General features: G+C 43.6%; 16 protein-coding genes. 4 read left to right on the top strand and 12 right to left on the bottom strand.

Features of this window, described 5'->3' with window-relative positions; all coding sequences use genetic code 11:
• Window positions 1–115: 115 nt before the first annotated feature.
• From MHI51_RS18110 to MHI51_RS18120, 3 genes are read right to left on the bottom strand one after another with little or no spacing between them, the layout of a single operon-like run.
• Complete coding sequence (locus MHI51_RS18110; RefSeq protein ID WP_076218680.1) at window positions 116–1,747, bottom strand: extracellular solute-binding protein; 1,632 nt, start codon at window positions 1,745–1,747, stop codon at window positions 116–118.
• 57 nt (window positions 1,748–1,804) lie between these two features.
• Window positions 1,805–2,704 carry a carbohydrate ABC transporter permease gene (locus tag MHI51_RS18115; RefSeq protein ID WP_076129726.1) on the bottom strand — a complete coding sequence of 300 codons (900 nt, stop codon included), beginning with the start codon at window positions 2,702–2,704 and terminating at the stop codon, window positions 1,805–1,807.
• 24 nt (window positions 2,705–2,728) lie between these two features.
• Window positions 2,729–3,697, bottom strand: a complete 969-nt coding sequence (locus MHI51_RS18120) for a sugar ABC transporter permease (RefSeq protein ID WP_076277759.1) — start codon at window positions 3,695–3,697, stop codon at window positions 2,729–2,731.
• Window positions 3,698–3,946: 249 nt separating this feature from the next.
• Between MHI51_RS18120 and MHI51_RS18125 the strand changes: the two genes are divergently transcribed.
• Window positions 3,947–5,386, top strand: coding sequence for a response regulator (locus MHI51_RS18125; protein WP_405173153.1), 1,440 nt, complete (start codon window positions 3,947–3,949; stop codon window positions 5,384–5,386).
• A complete protein-coding gene (locus tag MHI51_RS18130; RefSeq protein WP_036688197.1) occupies window positions 5,373–7,151 on the top strand; it encodes a sensor histidine kinase in 1,779 nt (592 codons plus the stop codon). The genes MHI51_RS18125 and MHI51_RS18130 overlap by 14 nt, the downstream gene beginning before the upstream one ends.
• An 81-nt stretch (window positions 7,152–7,232) precedes the next feature.
• Here the strand turns inward: MHI51_RS18130 and MHI51_RS18135 are convergent, their stop codons facing one another.
• The 5 genes from MHI51_RS18135 to MHI51_RS18155 all read right to left on the bottom strand — a co-directional run bounded on the left by MHI51_RS18135 (window position 7,233) and on the right by MHI51_RS18155 (window position 11,821).
• A complete protein-coding gene (locus tag MHI51_RS18135) occupies window positions 7,233–8,621 on the bottom strand; it encodes a sulfatase (protein WP_405173154.1) in 1,389 nt (462 codons plus the stop codon).
• A 106-nt stretch (window positions 8,622–8,727) separates the two neighbouring features.
• Window positions 8,728–9,561 (bottom strand): helix-turn-helix domain-containing protein, encoded by an 834-nt coding sequence (locus tag MHI51_RS18140; protein WP_405173155.1) that lies wholly within the window; start codon window positions 9,559–9,561, stop codon window positions 8,728–8,730.
• A 39-nt stretch (window positions 9,562–9,600) separates the two neighbouring features.
• Window positions 9,601–10,578 (bottom strand): formylglycine-generating enzyme family protein, encoded by a 978-nt coding sequence (locus MHI51_RS18145; RefSeq protein ID WP_076277763.1) that lies wholly within the window; start codon window positions 10,576–10,578, stop codon window positions 9,601–9,603.
• 35 nt (window positions 10,579–10,613) lie between these two features.
• Window positions 10,614–11,147: a chromate transporter gene (locus MHI51_RS18150; RefSeq protein WP_076129733.1), complete on the bottom strand. Its 534-nt coding sequence runs from the start codon at window positions 11,145–11,147 to the stop codon at window positions 10,614–10,616.
• A gap of 11 nt (window positions 11,148–11,158) precedes the next feature.
• On the bottom strand, window positions 11,159–11,821 hold the full coding sequence (locus MHI51_RS18155; protein WP_254857000.1) for a chromate transporter: 663 nt from the start codon (window positions 11,819–11,821) through the stop codon (window positions 11,159–11,161).
• 184 nt (window positions 11,822–12,005) lie between these two features.
• On the opposite strand from MHI51_RS18155, the gene MHI51_RS18160 reads away from it, so the two are divergent.
• A complete protein-coding gene (locus MHI51_RS18160) occupies window positions 12,006–13,205 on the top strand; it encodes an ROK family protein (protein ID WP_405173156.1) in 1,200 nt (399 codons plus the stop codon).
• Window positions 13,206–13,268: 63 nt separating this feature from the next.
• Here the strand turns inward: MHI51_RS18160 and MHI51_RS18165 are convergent, their stop codons facing one another.
• The 3 genes from MHI51_RS18165 to tyrS form a co-directional block, all read right to left on the bottom strand.
• Window positions 13,269–14,513 carry an anaerobic sulfatase maturase gene (locus MHI51_RS18165; protein ID WP_405173157.1) on the bottom strand — a complete coding sequence of 415 codons (1,245 nt, stop codon included), beginning with the start codon at window positions 14,511–14,513 and terminating at the stop codon, window positions 13,269–13,271.
• Window positions 14,514–14,732: 219 nt separating this feature from the next.
• On the bottom strand, window positions 14,733–15,020 hold the full coding sequence (locus MHI51_RS18170; RefSeq protein WP_036688213.1) for a hypothetical protein: 288 nt from the start codon (window positions 15,018–15,020) through the stop codon (window positions 14,733–14,735).
• Between the two features lie 205 nt (window positions 15,021–15,225).
• Entirely contained in the window at window positions 15,226–16,485 is a 1,260-nt protein-coding gene (gene tyrS / locus MHI51_RS18175; protein WP_076129736.1) for a tyrosine--tRNA ligase, read from the bottom strand.
• Between the two features lie 569 nt (window positions 16,486–17,054).
• Between tyrS and MHI51_RS18180 the strand changes: the two genes are divergently transcribed.
• Window positions 17,055–17,501, top strand: a complete 447-nt coding sequence (locus MHI51_RS18180; RefSeq protein ID WP_038571749.1) for an Lrp/AsnC family transcriptional regulator — start codon at window positions 17,055–17,057, stop codon at window positions 17,499–17,501.
• Between the two features lie 53 nt (window positions 17,502–17,554).
• Here MHI51_RS18180 and MHI51_RS18185 read toward each other — a convergent pair whose 3' ends face one another.
• Window positions 17,555–19,129, bottom strand: a complete 1,575-nt coding sequence (locus MHI51_RS18185) for an acetamidase/formamidase family protein (RefSeq protein WP_405173158.1) — start codon at window positions 19,127–19,129, stop codon at window positions 17,555–17,557.
• Between the last annotated feature and the right edge of the window lie 133 nt (window positions 19,130–19,262).

Raw genomic sequence — 19,262 nt, forward strand, 5'->3', positions numbered from 1 at the left:
TACCCTCCCAATCTTATAAGTATGCGGTCAGTAGCGCCGCACAGTCTAAGCCATACTTCAAATAATTAAACGGAAGATCCGGGCTACTTCCGCCCGGATCTTCTCTATTCATCCATTATTCAATACCTTGTTCCTTGGCCTTCTCATTTACTTCCTCTATCATTTTATCAAGACCTTTAGCCTTATAATCGTTCACAATGCTATTCCAGTAACTCTCAACGGGTTCTTTGGAAAGCATGATCTTAAGCAAATCATCATGGTCAAGCACAGTAAATTTATCCTTTGTTGGGGTGGACATATAAGTTAACCGAATGTCGTATTCTGGCACCTTTGTATTGTTCTGAATCCAGTCGATGTAATCGACAGCTTCTTTGCGGATTCCTTCATTAGCAATCGTCGGGTTATCCATGTTATAGCTATCTGAAGTTTCATAAGCCACCAAATTCTTCAGAAATCTGCTAGCTGGATACTTCTCATTTAATGAACCCTTTTCAATGACAACCTTCTGCCCATTTTCGAGCTTATAATCTACACCTTCGATGCCATAAGTCAACAGATCCTTGCCTTCAGGAGACAACACATAATCATAGAGTGCCATGATGCGATCCATCTTTTTATCGTCAATCTTATTGCTGAAATAGCTTTCTGACCAGTATGTTTTAAAGATGGCATGAGAGCGTTCACCATCAGGACCGATAAGCGGCTTGAGCGCCTTCACGCTCTCCGTCATATCCTTATCCGGATAAGCTGTTTTCCAGCGTTTTTCATACATATCGCTATTTAAATTTATGAAACCTCCACCGCTTAGAAGAGCAGCTGCTTTGCCTGCTACGAAATTGTCATAGGACTCTGCTGGTTTGACGAGCGCGATGTCTGGATCGATCAACCCTTTTTCGTACATATTCTTCATGTTTTGCAGCGCTGGCAGCGCATTTTTAGAGAATACAGCAGGGATAAACTTTCCATCCTCTTTGATCCATTTAAAATCACTGCCGCTTCCATCACTAGTAGCAACCGGGTTGCCATACAACCAGAAGAATCCGCCCAGCATCTTGGTAGTTGTCGTCGTAAGACCAGTAATATGCTTGCCTTCCGGATCCGACTTTACGATTGCATCAAGCATGGCTTCAAACTCTTCCCATGTCTCTGGCTCTTTGGTGATCCCAGCCTTTTGAGCAAGATCCCAACGATAGAAGACCATACGATCCAGTGCGCTCCAATCAACACTCGGGAACATCCGGCGAGGCACAGTATAATACTTTCCATCTACTCCTAATCCTTTAATATCTGGCGATTCGAAGTATTTTGCAAGGTTTGGATACTTTGAAAGATCCGGGAGCGCTTTGACAACGCCTTGATTCACCCATTTGCGCTGATATTGCGTGCCGACGGCGTCGATCGCGAAAATGTCTGGCAATTGGCCGGAAGCGGCCCACATTTGAATCTTCTGGGTATAGTCATCCCAAGACAAATTGACAGGTTTTAGTGTGATGTTGAATTTCTCCAATACTTGTTTAGCGATCGGGTCCTTTTCGATGTTAGCAATCTCGGCATCCGCATCCCAAAACCCAAGAGAAATGGTCATTGGATCCTTGTAAGGATTATCCGTGGAGTTAGAAGAATTCGGAGATGTTTCACCGTTTGAACCAGCCTGCCCTTTGCCGTTATTGCCTCCACCGCAAGCCGTGAGTACTGAAGCCAACAAAGTTATACATAATGCCAATGTCATTATTTTCTTTCTATGCATGCTTGAAACCTCCCTTTATACTATTTTAGGATAGAATCAATCTATTTAAAATCTTTCTTATCCTTTTATTGAACCCACCATAATCCCTTTATTAAAATGCTTCTGCAGGAACGGATAAACAACAATAATCGGAATACTCGAAACTACAATCGCTGCCATTTGAAGTGCAGGTGTGTAGACCTTCCCCGTCTGCTCCTGCTCGGCCATCGTTTGTGCCATTTGGCTTAGCAAGGAATTCGAAGTAATGAGTGTCTCCCGCAGATAAATCTGAAGTGGTGCTTTTGCAGCGTCACTGATAAAAATCAGCGCATACCACCATTCATTCCATCTTTCCACAGCATAGAACAAAGCAAAAGTCGCCATGAATGGAGCAGAAATCGGAATAATGATTTTGAAAAGAATGTACAGATCATTCGCCCCGTCCAGCTTAGCCGATTCTTCCAAGCTTTCTGGAATGGTGTTGAAATAGTTTTTCATAATGATTAGATAAAACGTATTGAGACCCGCGGGGATGATCATGACGAGTATATTGTTTACGAATCCTAGATCTTTAACGACTAAGTAAAAAGGAATTAAACCGCCATTGAAAAACATAGTGAACAAGATCAAGCTGAGCATTATGTTTCTGCCGGGCATACCCCGCTTGGATAATGCGTAAGCTCCCGCCACAGAGATTGTCATACTGAACAACACGCCAACCACAGTTACGATGACAGAATTAAAGATGGAAGTCCAAAACTTCATATCCTGAAGCAAAAGCTTGTAAGCGGACAGGTCAAACGAAAGCGGAAAAATATAAAAGTCACTTTTACTAATCGCTTCGAACTTTGCCACAGAGATAATAAGAACATTATAGAAAGGAAAAAATGTTACTATTGCTAGGAGCCCCAGAACCACGAATGCGACGATATCGAAGACACTCCACTTTTTTCTCTTTTTAACCGTTGTGTCGGTCACTTGCTTCTCCCCTTTTCCTGCAGATTAATACAGCCCTTCCTCGCCCATCTTCTTAGCGAACGTATTGGCCGCCCATAAAAGGATTAGGCTGATAATGGACTTGACGACACCCACGGCGGTCATATATCCAAAGTCTCCTCCAATCGTGAAGGAAGTCCGATAAATGTAAGTATCGATCGTGTCGGCAACCGAATATACCGGCGAACTATACAGGTTGAAAATTTGCTCGAAGCTCGAACCTTGGGTTAGTAGTTGTCCAACTTGAAGGATTAACAGAACTGCGACTGTACTCTTCAAACCCGGCCATGCGATGTTTAGCAAACGGCGAAACCGGTTCGCTCCGTCCACTTCAGCCGCTTCAAACAGCTCAGGATTGATCCCTGCCAGAGCCGCCAGGTAAATGATTGAATCCCAACCGATCTCTCGCCACACATGCGTGATATACAGAACGGGTCTGAATGCATTTTCATCGACAAGAGGAGAATTCGGATCTCCACCAAACAGCATGATGATCTGGTTATAAATCCCGTCCTTGCTTAAAATATTGATAATAATCCCCGACAGTACAACCCACGATATAAAATGCGGGAACGTCAGGATCGTCTGAAAAAACCGCTTCATTTTTGTCCTGGAAAACTCATATAAAACAATCGCCAGGATAATGGGCATCGGGAAATGAGTGACCAGCTTCATCAAGCTGATAATGACCGTATTCCAAAACGCCTTGCGAAAATCGGGGTCGGTCAGCAGCGTTTGAAAATTCTCCAACCCAACCCAAGGACTTCCCAGAATCCCCTCACTGTAATTAAATGTTTTGAACGCTAGCGTTACACCGTACATGGGAGCATAGCTGAAGAGGGCATACCAGATTAACACCGGTAGAACCATGAGGTAAAAATACTTGTACTGTAAAATCGTTTTTCCTAAACTTTGCTTTGGAGCACGAGTTTTTAAGCTTCGTTTAGGCGTACGAGCGGTTACAGAATCAGCCAATCTTCTCCCCACCTTTCTGTATGAGTTTGTTATGCTTGTAAGCGATTTATATGGTAAATTATATCGGGAGTGTAAATTCTCTTGTATAGAGAATACAACTCCGATCATGTGGATTTTTCACACCTTTGCGGGAGACCTTCCTGTGGCACGTAATATCGGACATAGTGAGCGTAAGATCGTCCATACCCCCCTTGGTCCACAATCGCTAGGATAAATCTAAGAGTTCTATAAAGAGAGGGGGATTCACTTATGCGTTCAGTAATTATTGCAGATGATGAGAAGTGGATTGTAGAAGGAATTAAAGCAGGAGTGAATTGGAAGAAATACGGCTTTGAAGTGATCGACGATGCCGAAAACGGGCAAGAAGCCCTTCAATTAATTCAATCGCTTCGCCCCACCCTTGTTCTAACAGATATCAAGATGCCTGTTATGAATGGACTAGAGCTCATTCAACGTGGCAAGGCCATCGCGCCGGATACGATCTTTATCGTACTCAGCGGACATGCCGAGTTCGCTTATGCACAAAAAGCAATGAATTATGGTACTTTCGGATATTGTCTCAAACCCTTTGAAATCGAAGAAATTGAAGGAATGCTCAACCGAATAGCCCAGCAACACGATTCCAAGAAAGTTAAAGAACAACCTATCCACGACTTCGAACTTTATGAAGCGGTTTGTTCCGGAGATCTTGAACGAATTAACTTATGGTTGGATGAGAAGAAAATACCCTTGTCGAAAGATACCCCTCATATCCCCATTGTTATCCAAGGGTTAAGTTCACCTGTAGATGTCAGGCAGTTCTCTTCCCTGGTCTTCCCAATGAGCCGCCGTCGGTATGGTTACTTATTGGAAGAGTGCCAATACGAAGTCTTCCTCCAGGGTCTTGAACAAACAGAAGTTGTACAAGAGTGCGGAGTCGGGATCGGTCCTCCTATTTCGGATATACACCAATTGGATGCGTCTTTAGAGTCCGCCTCTCATGCTGCTTTCAGTATGTTCACAACGGGGATGCCCGGATGTTACCGGGTGAATCCACAGCAGGACATACCGATCGACGAGAAGCTCAAAGAGATTTCCCGGATTCTTCATAATAAAGACCGGCTCGGTTTCATAGCAGCCATGGAATCGATAAAGAAATTATTCAAAGAGGGAACGTTCACCATTAAAGAAGCCTATTTGCTCTATACATCGATCCTCTACTTATTTCCTCGGGAAGGAACTCGGGTTAGCGGCCGTTTTTTTGAAGGATATGAACAGCTCTATTATCGGTACGGCACGGCTGAAGCTATGATTGATGATCTGATTCTTATGACACTTGATATTTTTATGAACAGAAACGAAACTGATATTTCACGAATCTCAAACCATAAAGTCAAAGAAATCATGTTATACATCCGCAACCATTTCAATCAAGAAATTTCGATCCAGCAATTAGCCAATCAGTTTTTTTTAAGCCCAAATTACTTATGCCAATTATTCAAAAAAGAGGTCGGCGAGACCATCATCGAACATATCAGTCGTTTACGAATTGAATACGCTTGTAAAATGCTGATCGAAACCAACCTTTCCATTTACCAAATCGGTGAGAAATGCGGTTTTCAGGATTATTTCTATTTCACACGAATTTTTAAGCGGCATCTCAAAATGACACCTACACAATATAGGGAACTAAACAATGAAGACATTTAAGAGACTATCCATCCGTACTCAGGTTTTGCTATTCGGGTTATTTATTGTTGCCATTATCCCAATCATCGTTTCACGAGTCTACCAACTATCAAGCGAGACTATCATTAATCAAAATACGCAATACAATACGGAGCTGGTCTCCCTCCTCAAACAACGGATTTCTGACAACTATGCCAACGTCTCTTCCATGATGATGAATGTGGGTTACGATTCGACCGTCCAAAAGTTCCTAGTCGAGAATGATAAGCTTCGAGTCTACGATCTATCCCAAAAAGTTGAAGGATTGTTGAGCATCGCCCGAAATATGAACACGGATATCTTAGATATTATTGTTATCGGTAGCTCAAACACACGTATTTCCTTAGCAGGAAGAACAAAATATGCTATCGATCTTATGAAAACAGCTGAGGAGGATGGAATCGTTCATTATCGCGGATACAGTCCTCCAGACAAAGTCATCGACAAGAGAAAACTGCTTTTCGGGATGAACATCTTCGCTTCAGGTGACACGTCCCTATATGGTGAAAAAATTGGCTATCTCGCAGTTATTGTAGATATGAAAGCCATTCAAACTGAAATTTCTGAGTATCCCCGATTGGTCGGAACCAGCTTTTTTATGATGGATGATAAAGGCATGATCTACTCTAATAGCAATGAGCCGGAGGATATGCTCCAGCAGTTTCAAACTCGGGCAACTGGAAGGGATGGAGAGTCCATCGTTGAGACGGTTCATGGAAAGAAATATGCAATTCAGTCCTTTAGCTTACCGGAGATCTCTGGAAAAATCATAACCGCTGTTCCTGTCCATAATTTAATGAAAGAACTGGAGAAATTGAAGAAGGTCAGCTATGCTCTTCTAGCCTTAATCTTGCTGGTCGTCTCTATTCCCTATTCTGTGCTTATGATGAATCTCTTAAGACCGTTGTCTAGGCTTATGCGCTATATGAATCAATTAAAAGGCGGAAGTCTGGGGATATTGAATAACAAGGTCGATTTAAAGGGCTATGCTGAAATTGAAATCATCTCTCGACAGTTCAACGATATGACCACACGGATCCACGATTTGACGGACCAATTAATCGATGCTTCAACTCAACTTTATCTGACCGATCTGGAAAAGCAGCGGGCGGAATATTCGTATTTACAAAGTCAAATTAATCCGCATTTCTTAAGTAATACTTTAGATACAATCAAGGGCGTTGCGATCGTAAAAGGAAATCGGGATATCTTCGAGATGACTACCGCCTTAAGCACAATGCTCAAGTACAGCATCAAAGGCAAAGAGGAGGTAACTCTTGGGGAAGAGCTGAAAATCGCGGAATCTTGTGTGAGGATTTACCAAGGCCGTTTCCCGGACAAATTTACTTACAAGCTGTTGTGTCCACAGGAATGGCTACACATTCCCGTGCCTAAAATGATCCTTCAACCTATTGTTGAAAATGCGCTTGGTCATGGGCTTGAGGCACAAGGACAAGGAATTTTGCTGATCTCCGTAGAGAAAAACGAAGCGGGGCTGCTTGAAATCGTGGTTGAAGATAATGGTGTAGGTATCGATACAACAAGACTGGAACAACTTACGGAGTTGCTGGCTGGTAAGAATATAGAATCAGGAGATCATATCGGTCTCCTAAATGTCAATAATCGTCTAAATCTTAAGTATGGCGATCCTTGCGGCGTTCTGCTGTACAGTAAGGAGGGTAGCGGGACGAAGACCGTTTTGAGGCTTCCCGGATCTTTAATAGATCCACAAAAAGCGAGAACATAAATAGGGAGGTTGCCCATTCAGGGCAACCTCCCTTTCATATGTCTTTCATTCACCGCATTTACTAGGATATTATTAAGCATCCTATAAGGATGCGCTCAGATACTCTTTGGCATGGTAGGGTCCACCTTCCATAAGTACCGTCCATAATGGATCGATATCACAATCCATGGAGCCCATCATATGATCATGCCATTCATTCAACAGATAGACAGCCTCCATACAAACGTCTTTACGCACTTCGGCAAGATTATGTTGTTCATAAGGATCATGCTTCAAATCAAACAGCATTTCTTGCGGGAATCCATGGTGTCCGTCATGATAGGTACGTATATATAACCAATCCGCAAACCGGACGCTGCGTTGACACACATGCGCGCATTGTGAGATTACGAGATACTCACGCCCTTCCAAATTCCCCTCCAGAATAGCACCTGCATAACTTTCACCATCCCAAGAAGCAGCCGCTTTCAAATTCAAAAGGCTCGCTAATGTAGGTCCTAGATCAAGGTGATAATGTAGCCCCTCCTCCACGATTCCCTTCTTGCCCCCTGGCCAGCGAACAATCATCGGAATACGGCAAGTCGCCTCGTCTGCTGTGCCATGTTCGGAGTAAATTCCTAGTTCACCCAGACTCTCTCCATGATCCGCAGAGATCAAGATAGCCGTATCTTTCATCACGCCAAGTTCTCTCAGCTTAGAAAAAACTTTCCCGAGATGCTCGTCCAGATACTTAACTCCAGCATCATAGTTGTCAAAGATAACACGCAGGTCATCAAGGTTCTCTATCTCCTGCTGATGCCTGAAATGCTGCTGATAATGCGATTTCGCGAGCGTATTCATATCTTCAATACTATGCTGCCCCTTCTTAATTCGGTGAAGCTCAAACACGTCTTCCGTGATCCAATCGGGTAAAGGCTCCTTCTTGAATGGATTACCGTAGCTCTCAGGTGTACGATAAGGCGTATGCGGATCCCAGAAATTCAGGTGCAGAAACCAATTTTCGGACTCCCCATTATCCTCAAGCCATTTAAGTGCCACTGGAAGCACCTGCTCTGCCGTCTCATGCCCTCTGCCACCAACATTAAACACTTCTTGGAACCCGGCGTTAAAGGTCCACGCCGAGTGTCGTTCGGAGAAGGTGCTGATCGATGCGGTTTTCATCGCCGCTTGCCTTAATATAGCCGGAAGGCTCTCCATCCCCAGACGGTCATTGAATTCACGTTTGGCTCCTTCTCTACGCATATCAGCAGCGGTTCCGCCATGCCCTACAATCCCATTATGAATGCCAAATCGCCCCGACATTAAAGCGGAACGAGACGGCAGGCAAGGAGCATCTGAACAATAGTAGTTGGTAAAGGTGACACCTTCTTTAGCGATTGAATCGATATTCGGGGAGGTATTCCGATGATAGCCATAACATCCCAGATGGTCCGGGCGAAGCGAATCCAAATCCAAATACAAGATTCTCATGAGTTATTCCCTGCCTTTCCTTTTCATCGAAATGGTTACGCTCGATTCGGGGAGCTTAGAATGATCTGCTCATGCTTATAAGAGTAAATGAATATGGAAAACTCCGCTATGGAGCAGCGATGTTTGTTTTTGTAAATTCGATACTTTTCCGGTACTCTGCCGGCCCCTTGCCGTATTCGCCACGAAATACCTTGCTGAAGTGTGAAGCATCATAATAACCACATCTCTGGGAGATATGCTCGATTGTATAATCCGTATATTCCAGCATTTGTTTAGCTTGCTGCAGCCGCAATTTTCGCAGCATTTGCATGGGTGTCAGTTTATATATTTTCTGAAATGCCCGGCTAAAATAAACAGGATTCATATGATAGAGCTTGGAAAGCTCCTCTCTACTAATCTCCTGATCAAGCCTCTCCTCCATATATTGCAACGCTTCGTTAAAGCGGTCCGTGATAAAGGGATCTCGTGAAGAGCGGCGCCCGCCAAGCTTGGTACTCTCCATAATTTCATAAAGAAGAAAAAATGCCAATGAACCGACCTGAACATTCCTGAAATCATCTTCCTCCTGCAACCACAGGCTTCGCAACTCGTCAAACCTTCGCTCATATTCGCTTCGATCCCGGACCCGAATCACCTTGCCTAAAGGGAATAACTTAAAGAAGTCATCTCCGTCTTTAACTTTAGCGTTAATATTAAACAGATAATGTACGCCATCCGTTTTGGAGATCACATTGAAAGGCTCGTTAGGACAGTGGATCATCACGTCTCCGGCAGAAGCAACATATTCTCCTTCGGAGGATGTCGTCAATACCTCACCTTTTTGGATATAAGAGACGGTATAACAAGACTGGACGTAATCGAACAGGATACGCTTCTGATATTGAATCTTTAGGACGTCCAGCACGCTGATGTCAAACTGACTATGGATGATAGAGGACAAGGAAGTTCCTCCTTCTTATGTAGTAGTCGTAAAAGTGCTCTAACTTGTATAATCAGCCGCACATCGAAAGCCAATATTTCCGGCAGAGCTGTCTGGAGTATTTTTGCTTCTAGCCGCCACCCGATAACGGTTGCAGTAAGATTTATGGCACAAATATGATCCTCCACGCATCGATCTTGCGACACCACTTACTGGACCTTTCGGATTCACGGCTTCGGAAGATAAATGATAGTCCTTAGTAAACCAATCCGCGCACCATTCCCACACGTTTCCTGACATATTATAAAGACCATAGCCGTTAGGCAGATAGGACCTTACAGGTGCGGTACCTGCAAAACCATCGCTGGCATGATTTTTATCGGGAAACTTTCCCTGCCATATATTACAGCGATGTTCTCCGTCTGGTTTTAATTCGTCCCCCCAAGGATACCGTTTCTGAACCAGTCCTCCTCGTGCGGCATACTCCCACTCCGCTTCCGTAGGCAGACGTTTACCAGCCCAACGACAATATGCATCCGCATCATGCCATGATAGGTGAATAGCCGGGTGATCAAGTCGTTCATCTACTTTGGAATCCGGACCTTCAGGATGACACCAATCCGCTCCCTCCACCACCCACCACCAAGGGGTTTGTGTGGCTACTTGGGTCACCTTTTTCCCAGTCTCCATGGAAACAAAAGAATGAAACACGTAAGACCATCCAAAACGTTCCGCATCTGTAGCATAGTTTGTTTCCTTGATAAAAGCAGCAAACTGCTTGTTCGTAACCGCCGTTGCATCCATCAAAAAGGAAGATAAGGTAACCTTCCTAGTCGGACCTTCTCCATCTGCGGGGAACCCTTCCTTATCATCCGTCCCCATAAGAAAAGTGCCTCCAGGGATAAGGATCATGTCCGAGAAATCTTTCACCCCTGTTATTCCTTGAACCGTTGTGTTCTCCTTACAAACATCAATAGATTCTTGTTTCGCGACTTGATTTCGACTAGCTGAACAACAAGCCCGTATATTCTCTGACATGATTTACCTCCAATCTGGGATTGTCCCGGCTCTGTCTAAAAAAAAGCTACCCCAAGAATGCCAGAAGCAACGATAATGGTGAGCGGATGCAGCTTATATTTCATTAAACCATAAAGTGCAGCGAATACAATGATCAACATGCCAAGGGTCTGCCAAGTAATAAAAGCATGTTCCACGCTATTTAAGCCAAAACGAATCGCAGCATAGGCAATCAAGCCTGTAATCACTGGCCGCAAACCATAAAATAACGTTTTAATCCATTGACTGTCCCTCACCCGATAAAAGAAGACGGAAATAACGATGATGATTAAAAATGAGGGCAGAACCATGCCTAATGTTGACACAATCGCTCCTTCGATTCCGGCTATACGATATCCGATCAAGGTTGCACTGTTCGTTGCAACAGGCCCGGGTGACATCCCTGCGATGGAAACTACCTCTTGGAATTCCCCTTCGGATAACCACCCCCCAGCCATAGCTTCATGCTGAATCATCGGAATGATGGCGTACCCTCCTCCAAAAGAAAGAAGGCCAATTTTTATAAAAGTGAAAAACAAACTCCAAATCACATCGCTTCCCCCTAGATGTAATACTCCGGATAATTCGATTCTTCATCAGAAGCTTTCAAGGACTCCTTCTCCGTTCGAACTTGGAGCCCTAAGAGCTGTTTAATTTGCAGATATACAAACCCAATACATAAACCAATTGCAATCACGTAAATGGGATTAATTCCGAAAACCAGTAAAACAACCGGTATAACTAACGCCGTAACAGCGGTAGTCTTGTCAATTATAGCGTTCTTGGCCATTCGATATGCAGCTACTAGGATCAAGGCAATAACAGCACCATTTATCCCTTTCATAGCGGCAATGACTTTTGGCTGGTCTGCCAGTTGGGAGTATACGGCGCTAAGCAAACAAACAATGATAAAGGTCGGAATCGTTATCCCTGCGATTGCAGCAATCGCACCCTTCACACCAGCAAGACGATAACCAATGAATGCTGCTGCATTTACACCTACACCCCCAGGTGCAGCACCAGCTAAAGATAGAATTTCATCCATCTCCTCTTCACCCAGCCATTTTCGTTTAGCGGAAATTTCCCGTTCGATCATAGGGATCATCGCATAACCTCCCCCGAAGGTTACAGGACCAATTCGAACAAATACCCAAAACAACTGAAACAGTAGACTTATCCTCAGGTCTGTATTCGGTATCATATTTGTTTTCATAGTTGTTCTCATGGAATCCACCCTTTTATAATCTGTTGTAAATTCATTATATCACTTTTTCCCAAAATGGAATTAAGTTTTTTGAACGGTAAAATACAACCAAGAGTTTATGAGTTATACTATATTCATGTTAATAAATACAAACTATATAAAAAACGATCGTACAAGTTCATCCTATATAGCTTGGAGGTATATCGTGGAAAAGCGCTCGACACATATTCCGTCACCAAAAAAACTCCTATACGACCGAATCGCCGAACAAGGCACTGTTTCCAAGTTGGATCTTTTACAGACATTTTCGCTTACCAAAAGCACAATGACCCGGATATTAGATGAGATGACGGAAGAAGGCTTGCTGATAGAAAGCGGATTTGGAGAATCTAGCGGAGGCAGAAGACCTATTTTATACCAGATCAATCCTTCCTACGGTTATATAATCGGTTTAGAGATTTCCAGGGTGTATTCTTCCCTTGGTTTATTTGATATGCAAATGAACCCAAAATCAATAGTTCACTGGCGAATGGATCAGGCATTCACACCTGAAAGATTTATAGATCATATCAGTATTCAAATACGCGCTTTCCTTAGGGACCATCAGTTAGTGGACAGTCAAATCATCGGGATAGGAATAGGGGCTGTGGGGCCACTTGATCGGGAACAAGGCTTGATCCTAAAACCGCTGCACTTCCCTTCTTCAGGCTGGAACAATCTGCCGATTTGCAAACTGGTAGAGGAACGGACGGGGTTCAAGGCATGGTTGGACAACGGTGCCAATTCTGCACTGCTTGGGGAACGATGGTCTATCCGTCACGCAAACATTCAGCATATGCTTTATGTACATGCTGGAGCAGGACTCCGCTATGCGATGATGTCGCATGGAAATATTGTTCATGGCACAATGGATATGGAAGATGCCATTGGTCAAATGATCATCCAGACAGATGGACCCCGATTAAATCATGACGGGAACTACGGGGCTCTGGAAGCATTCGTATCTGTGCAGGCACTAGAACAAAGTGCGCGCTCAGAGGCGAAAATGGACAACGATCTGATCCTCCAAAGATATAAAGTGGCGCCTGAGAAGCTGACTTATGATGTATTGGTACAAGCCTTTAGAGACGGTAATCCACACGCGCGTGAATTATTTACCCAAGCTGCCAGCCACTTCGGGATCGGACTCGCCAACATTATCAACCTGTTTCATCCAGAGACCATCATTCTAGGCGGTGCACTCATTCACTCTCACGAGTTGTTTTTCCAAACAGCGGTGGAGGTGGCACAGAGAAACACTTACCGTTATCCTGAATACCAACCTCACTTCTCCCTAGGTATATTAAAAGAAGAAGCTGTGGTGACGGGTGCGGCAATAATGGTGAGAAATCATATGGTTCTATAGCATAACAAAAAGGTTGCTCCCAATCCTTTGCATGACTGTTGGGACAACCTTGTCTAGTCTAATCTATAATGCCTGACAGCAATTTTTGAATTTCTTCCCGCTTCCGCAGAAACATGGATCATTTCGACCCGGAAGTGGTTTTGCACTTTTCCTGTACTCCAGCATCCGCTCCGATCTAAGTCGGTTCGCCAGTAATAGCATGCGTTCATAGGCGTATGAGTAGAACATTTTGTAGCTATGGCAGAAATAATCAACCTCAGTCCGATCATTAACATCAAGCCAATTCCGGTTGCGCGGACATCCCCCATTGCAAAAGCTAAGGTACTCACACTTATAGCATGATTCATTCATATTGGGCTTCATTAACAAAAAATCATCATATACTGGGCTGCTTAGCAGTGCTTCCAGGTCAGTTTGGCCGATATTTCCTAGCCTATGCTCTTCATCAATAAAGAAATCGCAAGGGTAGGCATCCCCGTTCGTTTCAAGCACCATCATCTTCGGGCAACATGAGTTGTGAACGCATAACTCTGCCTCACGATGCATGAATACAAGAAGCATATTCTCAAAAATACGAATAGGAAGCTCTGGGTACCCACCGTTGTACCAAAGGTCAAATGTATGGCATAAAAAGACTCCGTATTGTTCAGGTGTAATTCGGAAGCGTCCCGCTACATCACTTTTCTGAGAAACAAAATCCATGCAGGGGATAAACTGAATATTCGGAAAGGTATGTTCTAGATAAAATGCCATCAACTCATCTGGTTTCGTCACGTTATCTTCATGAATCACCGTCAGAATACTATACTCCACACCCTCATTCTGTAAATGACGAATCCCACGCATAACTAGATCATAACTGCCTTTTCCCGAACCCGTTACACGATGAGCATCATGAATAGGCTCTGGGCCATCCATACTAATCCCGACCAAAAAGTTATACCGTTTAAAAAATTTCGCCCATTTCTCATGGATAAGCGTTCCATTGGTCTGCAGTGCATTACTGATCATCGTATGAGGCGGAGCGTACTTAGCTTGAAATGAAATCACTTGTTCAAAATACGGAAGTCCGGCCAATAATGGCTCCCCACCCTGCCAAGAGAAAGTCGCTATCCCTGATGATCTTTTCATGTACTGAGCGATAAACCGCTCCAGAAGCTCCGTATCCATCACCCGGATCGGTTGCTGAGGATGTCCCCCGGCAGTACTGTAATAGCAATAATCACAGGCTAGATTACAATCCTCTGAGACGGTTTTCCACATGACATGAAGGGTCTCCTGCTTAGAGGTTTGTATACATGCAGTCATACGATTCTGCCCCTCCTATGTAATACTATCTTTGTAAAACCTAATTCCTATTTGTTCAATTAAATCATAGATCTGCAAGTCAACGATGAGTAAAACATCATAGCTGGTCAAATAACTGGGCACAAAAAAACTGCACTCCCCATTGTCCGTTGGGACAAAGTAATAAGGGTGTGCAGTTTCTTTGTGGATGAGTCTAACGGTAGTTAGAGACTAGTCTTATTAATTACGGACGTATTCTCTATTCGCTGTTTCCAACATGGATTTCCAATCCGCAAACTTCGTCTCCCTAACAACATGACGATCAAACAGTTCATCAGGTATGTCAGCAACATCTTCTTCTGTCTTTACTTGAAAGTTCCCTTTGGTTACAAACTCATCGAAACTTTTGTAATTGGAATACTTACTCATAAACGCTTCATTAAACAATTTCTCGAAAGAGATGTGATTGGGATCTTCTTGATACGTTTTCTGTCCTTGTAACTCATTCATCAATTCTTCCATGGTCATTGGTTTTTGTCTTCTCAAATTACCACTCCTAATTTTCTGTTATAGTTGTAGAATATCATGTTAATCCATAAATCACACGAATCCTAAGCTTACCATAATTTTGACGATTTCACCTTTCAAATTTCACTTAATATGCAAATAGTCGGCCTCTATACTTAAAATACAACAAAAAACCTTCCTTATTCATAAGGAAGGCTTCTTATTATTAGGACAATTTCACCAGGCTGTAGTTTTTCTTACCTTTACGGATAATGATAAAACGTCCGCCGATGGCTTCGCTGGCTGTAACTTCAAATGCTACATCGCTAACTTTTTCACCGTTCATGGAAATTGCGCCTTTGGTGATGTCTTCACGCGCTTGACGTTTGGATGGCTCAATTCCTAGATCTACCAGCCACTCCACGATATTTTTGGACTCCAATGTCGTTTCGTAGGTCGGCATTTCCTTGAAGCCTTGCTCGATCTCGTCAGCGGTCAGAGATTTAATATCTCCACTGAACAGAGCGGCAGTAATACGTTTAGCCTGCTCCAGCAATTCCTCACCATGCACGAATCTGGTCATTTCTTCAGCCAGTGTTATTTGCGCTTCACGTTTATGCGGTTCGGTCTGCACCTTTTCTGCAAGTGCATCAATTTGTTCTTTAGAGAGGAATGTAAAGTACTTCAGGTATTTCACAACATCACGGTCATCTGTATTCGCCCAGAACTGGTAGAATTCAAAAGCTGTCGTTTTGTTCGGATCCAGCCAAATGGCTCCGCCAGCTGTTTTACCGAATTTTGTACCATCGGCTTTCAGCATAAGCGGGATGGTAAGTCCGAATGCTACCGCCTCAGAACCTTCTTTTTTACGGATCAGATCTAAGCCACTTGTGATGTTCCCCCATTGGTCAGAACCACCGATTTGCAGCTGCACATCTTCATGCTGGAACAGGTGCAGATAGTCCAGGGATTGCAGGATTTGGTAGGAGAATTCCGTAAAGGAAATTCCGCTGTCCAATCTGCTCGCTACAACATCCTTGGCAAGCATCGAATTGATGCTGAAGTTTTTACCATAGTCACGCAAAAATTCGATAACATTGATTTTATGCGTCCAATCGTAGTTGTTCACCATGCGGATTTGATTGTCGCCATCAGTCACGAACAGTTTTTTCATCTGTGCTGTAAGTGCGTCAACGTTGGCTTGGATTTGCTCCAGCGTTTGCAAAGAGCGTTCGGATTGACGTCCACTTGGATCACCAATCGTTCCCGTAGCCCCACCAATAAGAATCACCGGACGATGTCCTGCCAGTTGAAATCTTTTGAGCACCATGAATGGAATCAAGTGGCCAATATGCATACTGTCACCTGTTGGATCTACACCGCAGTACAGGGATACCGATTTTTGATTGGTCAGTTCTCTAAGCCCTTCGGCATCTGTTTGTTGATTGATGGCATCGCGCCATTCTAGTTCGTCGATGATATTCATTGCCTTACACCCCTCAAAATTAGTAGTTATCCTATAAATGAAACATCAGTCCGCCAAGCGGAAACGGTTCGCCCTCCTGATTAGGACGGGACCGTTTCAGCGAGAAATATAAGGAGTATTGATGAAGTGAACCCTATAAATCCTTATATTTAAAATAAAAAAAATCGTCCCCTTGTCTATTGTAGACATAGGGACGATTGAATAACCGTGTTACCACCCAGATTGCACCCATGAAACGCTTATGCTCAAGCATACCATTGATACCACTCTTGACGAGATATCGTTCGCCATTCCGCTCGGTATTACCCGAGATACTCCAAAGTGTAATTCGCAAGCTTAGTGTGTACCGGGTTTCATCAACCCCCGGCTTTCTGAAACAGGGACTAAGTTACTACTGGGCTCCTTCAACGTATATCGTATATAAGATTACAGCCAGTATAGTGAAATAATTCTTTTATGTCAACTATCTTCAGCAGAGAATGCCGTCACACACTTCTACTGTAAAGCGCTACTAGGCATTTCCACTTTTTTTCTGATACAATTACGAAAAAAGAGGTGAACGAATCCGCATGCTAGATCCTATCGATAACCATATTTTGATGCGGCTGGCCCAAAACAGCAGAATTTCCTATACTGATCTAGCTAAAGAAGTCAGTTTATCAAGTGTCGCGGTGAAAGATCGTATTGATCGGCTAGTCAATCAAGGGATTATTGAACAGTTCTCGATTGTCATCAGTGCTGAAAAGCTAGGAAAGAAAATCTCCGCCTACCTGGAACTTGAAGTAGAACCTGCTCATTTAAATCATATCGTCGATGTATTAAAGGAAAACGAACGCGTAGCTGTATTATACGAAATGACGGGACCATGTATTCTGCATATTCACATCTTGGTAGAGAATCTTGAAGAGATGGAACGGTTTATGCATGAATCAATCTACTGTCTGGATGGACTGGTACGTGTAGAAAACCAAATCTTATTAAAACGCCACAAAAATCAGGACGGATTGAATATATAAGAAAAAGAACCGCCTATAAAGACGGTTCTTTTCTCATATAGATTTTTTTAGGATTATCGAATAATTGCTATTTCGTCCTGCTCTGTCTTAGCCAGCTTAGCTTTATAAAAGTTCACGAAATATTCGCTGACCACGATCTTCCCGTTCACAACACTTATTGGGGCTGCAAGCTTCACTGTCTCTCCGTTGTAAATCCCCGTTGTCGCTCCAACCTTCATCTCCAGAACATTGCCATTGTAGCTTAGCGTAACTGTCTTAGTGGCTGGCTGCCAGCCAACCTTTGCTCCAAAGTTCTCAAAGCTGCTCCGTAAAACCACGGGCTTGCGCTCGGAATCGCCGAATTGACCTTTATCAATTAAGGCGTGTACGCCCCAGTTTCCATCCACCACTTGTGTAATTCCAAAATCAGCTGACACAGACATCAGAGAATACGCTTCATCTTCGCTCAATTCCATTCCAGCCATTAAAAAATCTTTTGTTTTATGAGCGGCATCCTTCATCGCTTTGTCGATGGACGAGTTTTTGAAGATATCCGTCTGAGCACTAGCCCCCAGCTCCTCCAAATAATTGGCGTAGCTGAATCCATGCACAACCCACTCGTTCTCATTTTCAAGTAATGGGAAGTTTAAACCTTTCAGCTTGTTGTTAAGCGATGCTTTTTTATGAAGAATGACTTGTATATCCCCAGTGACCGATGTCTCGATCGCAGTTCCATTAATCTCCGAATCGCCTTGACCGGCATGCGGGTCACCGATCGACAGTAGTGCACCAGCTACGGATACAGGATAATACATCGTCGCACCTTCCGTAATCCGCCAATCATCTACGTTACCGCCGTTGTAAGATGGTGGAACGGAGTCAACAACATCCGCTTCTTTCGGCGCCACACCCATTGTACCAAAGTGGAGACGAACCGGAATTTTCACACCTTTTAGCACATCGAAGTTTTTATCAATCGTATTATGGTCAACGATAACACCCGGGTAGTCAATTGTCGGGTGCACTTGACCATCTGGATCGGTTTGCGCAGACCATTTGTAGTTATATACAGCTGTTGCATAATCTGTTCCACCCTCCGTATCCATCTCGTAGATGGTTACTACCTCACGCTTTTTCGGCTCCTCCACCATATCTCCATATAGATAACCCCAGTTCGCTGCGGCATTCACGCCAAATGTTTTGCCAGCGTATTGGTCATTCCCATTTGGTCTCAGCTTCATGTCCAGAATCTTAACTTCCAGCACATCTCCTGGTTCAGCACCTTCAACAGCGATGGGACCCGTCATAATATGTACGCCTGGCCCGCGGAGCGCTTCTTTCTTCTCCCCCTCAATCCAGTGGAAAATATCCTCTACTCCCGCATCTCCTTTAATCATCCGCTCGTAATCATCACCAGAGTGATGTGTAATGGCCTCAACCGTTACGATGTCTCCCGAATGCACAGTTAGAGCTGGATCTCCCTTACCTATATTCCCCCATCGAACAGTCTCCGAATTCGCCTTCAGAACATGGGTTTTTGGTTTATATGCATCGTTTGTCGTGTTAGCATACATAACAACAGATAACGAATTCACCCCTAAAAATAGGGATAACGTGACACCTACATTACGAATTATTTGTTTTTTCATACGAAAATCCTCCATTCTTTTAATTAGTGTTAGTTTTTATAACATTTGGTGTTTCTGAGTATAACAGATGACTTGAGGATTAACAATATAAATATTTTCACGAATTTCGGTTTAAATAATAAACACGAAGGAG

Source organism: Paenibacillus sp. FSL H8-0260 (assembly GCF_045040625.1).
Classification (GTDB): Bacteria; Bacillota; Bacilli; order Paenibacillales; family Paenibacillaceae; genus Paenibacillus_AQ; species Paenibacillus_AQ odorifer.

Coding starts and splice junctions, on each gene's coding strand:
- MHI51_RS18110 (WP_076218680.1), bottom strand. CDS start 1,747: ATGCATAGAAAGAAAATAATGACATTGGCATTATGTATAACTTTGTTG.
- MHI51_RS18125 (WP_405173153.1), top strand. CDS start 3,947: ATGCGTTCAGTAATTATTGCAGATGATGAGAAGTGGATTGTAGAAGGA.
- MHI51_RS18130 (WP_036688197.1), top strand. CDS start 5,373: ATGAAGACATTTAAGAGACTATCCATCCGTACTCAGGTTTTGCTATTC.
- MHI51_RS18135 (WP_405173154.1), bottom strand. CDS start 8,621: ATGAGAATCTTGTATTTGGATTTGGATTCGCTTCGCCCGGACCATCTG.
- MHI51_RS18145 (WP_076277763.1), bottom strand. CDS start 10,578: ATGTCAGAGAATATACGGGCTTGTTGTTCAGCTAGTCGAAATCAAGTC.
- MHI51_RS18155 (WP_254857000.1), bottom strand. CDS start 11,821: ATGAGAACAACTATGAAAACAAATATGATACCGAATACAGACCTGAGG.
- MHI51_RS18165 (WP_405173157.1), bottom strand. CDS start 14,513: ATGACTGCATGTATACAAACCTCTAAGCAGGAGACCCTTCATGTCATG.
- MHI51_RS18170 (WP_036688213.1), bottom strand. CDS start 15,020: ATGACCATGGAAGAATTGATGAATGAGTTACAAGGACAGAAAACGTAT.
- tyrS (WP_076129736.1), bottom strand. CDS start 16,485: ATGAATATCATCGACGAACTAGAATGGCGCGATGCCATCAATCAACAA.
- MHI51_RS18180 (WP_038571749.1), top strand. CDS start 17,055: ATGCTAGATCCTATCGATAACCATATTTTGATGCGGCTGGCCCAAAAC.
- MHI51_RS18185 (WP_405173158.1), bottom strand. CDS start 19,129: ATGAAAAAACAAATAATTCGTAATGTAGGTGTCACGTTATCCCTATTT.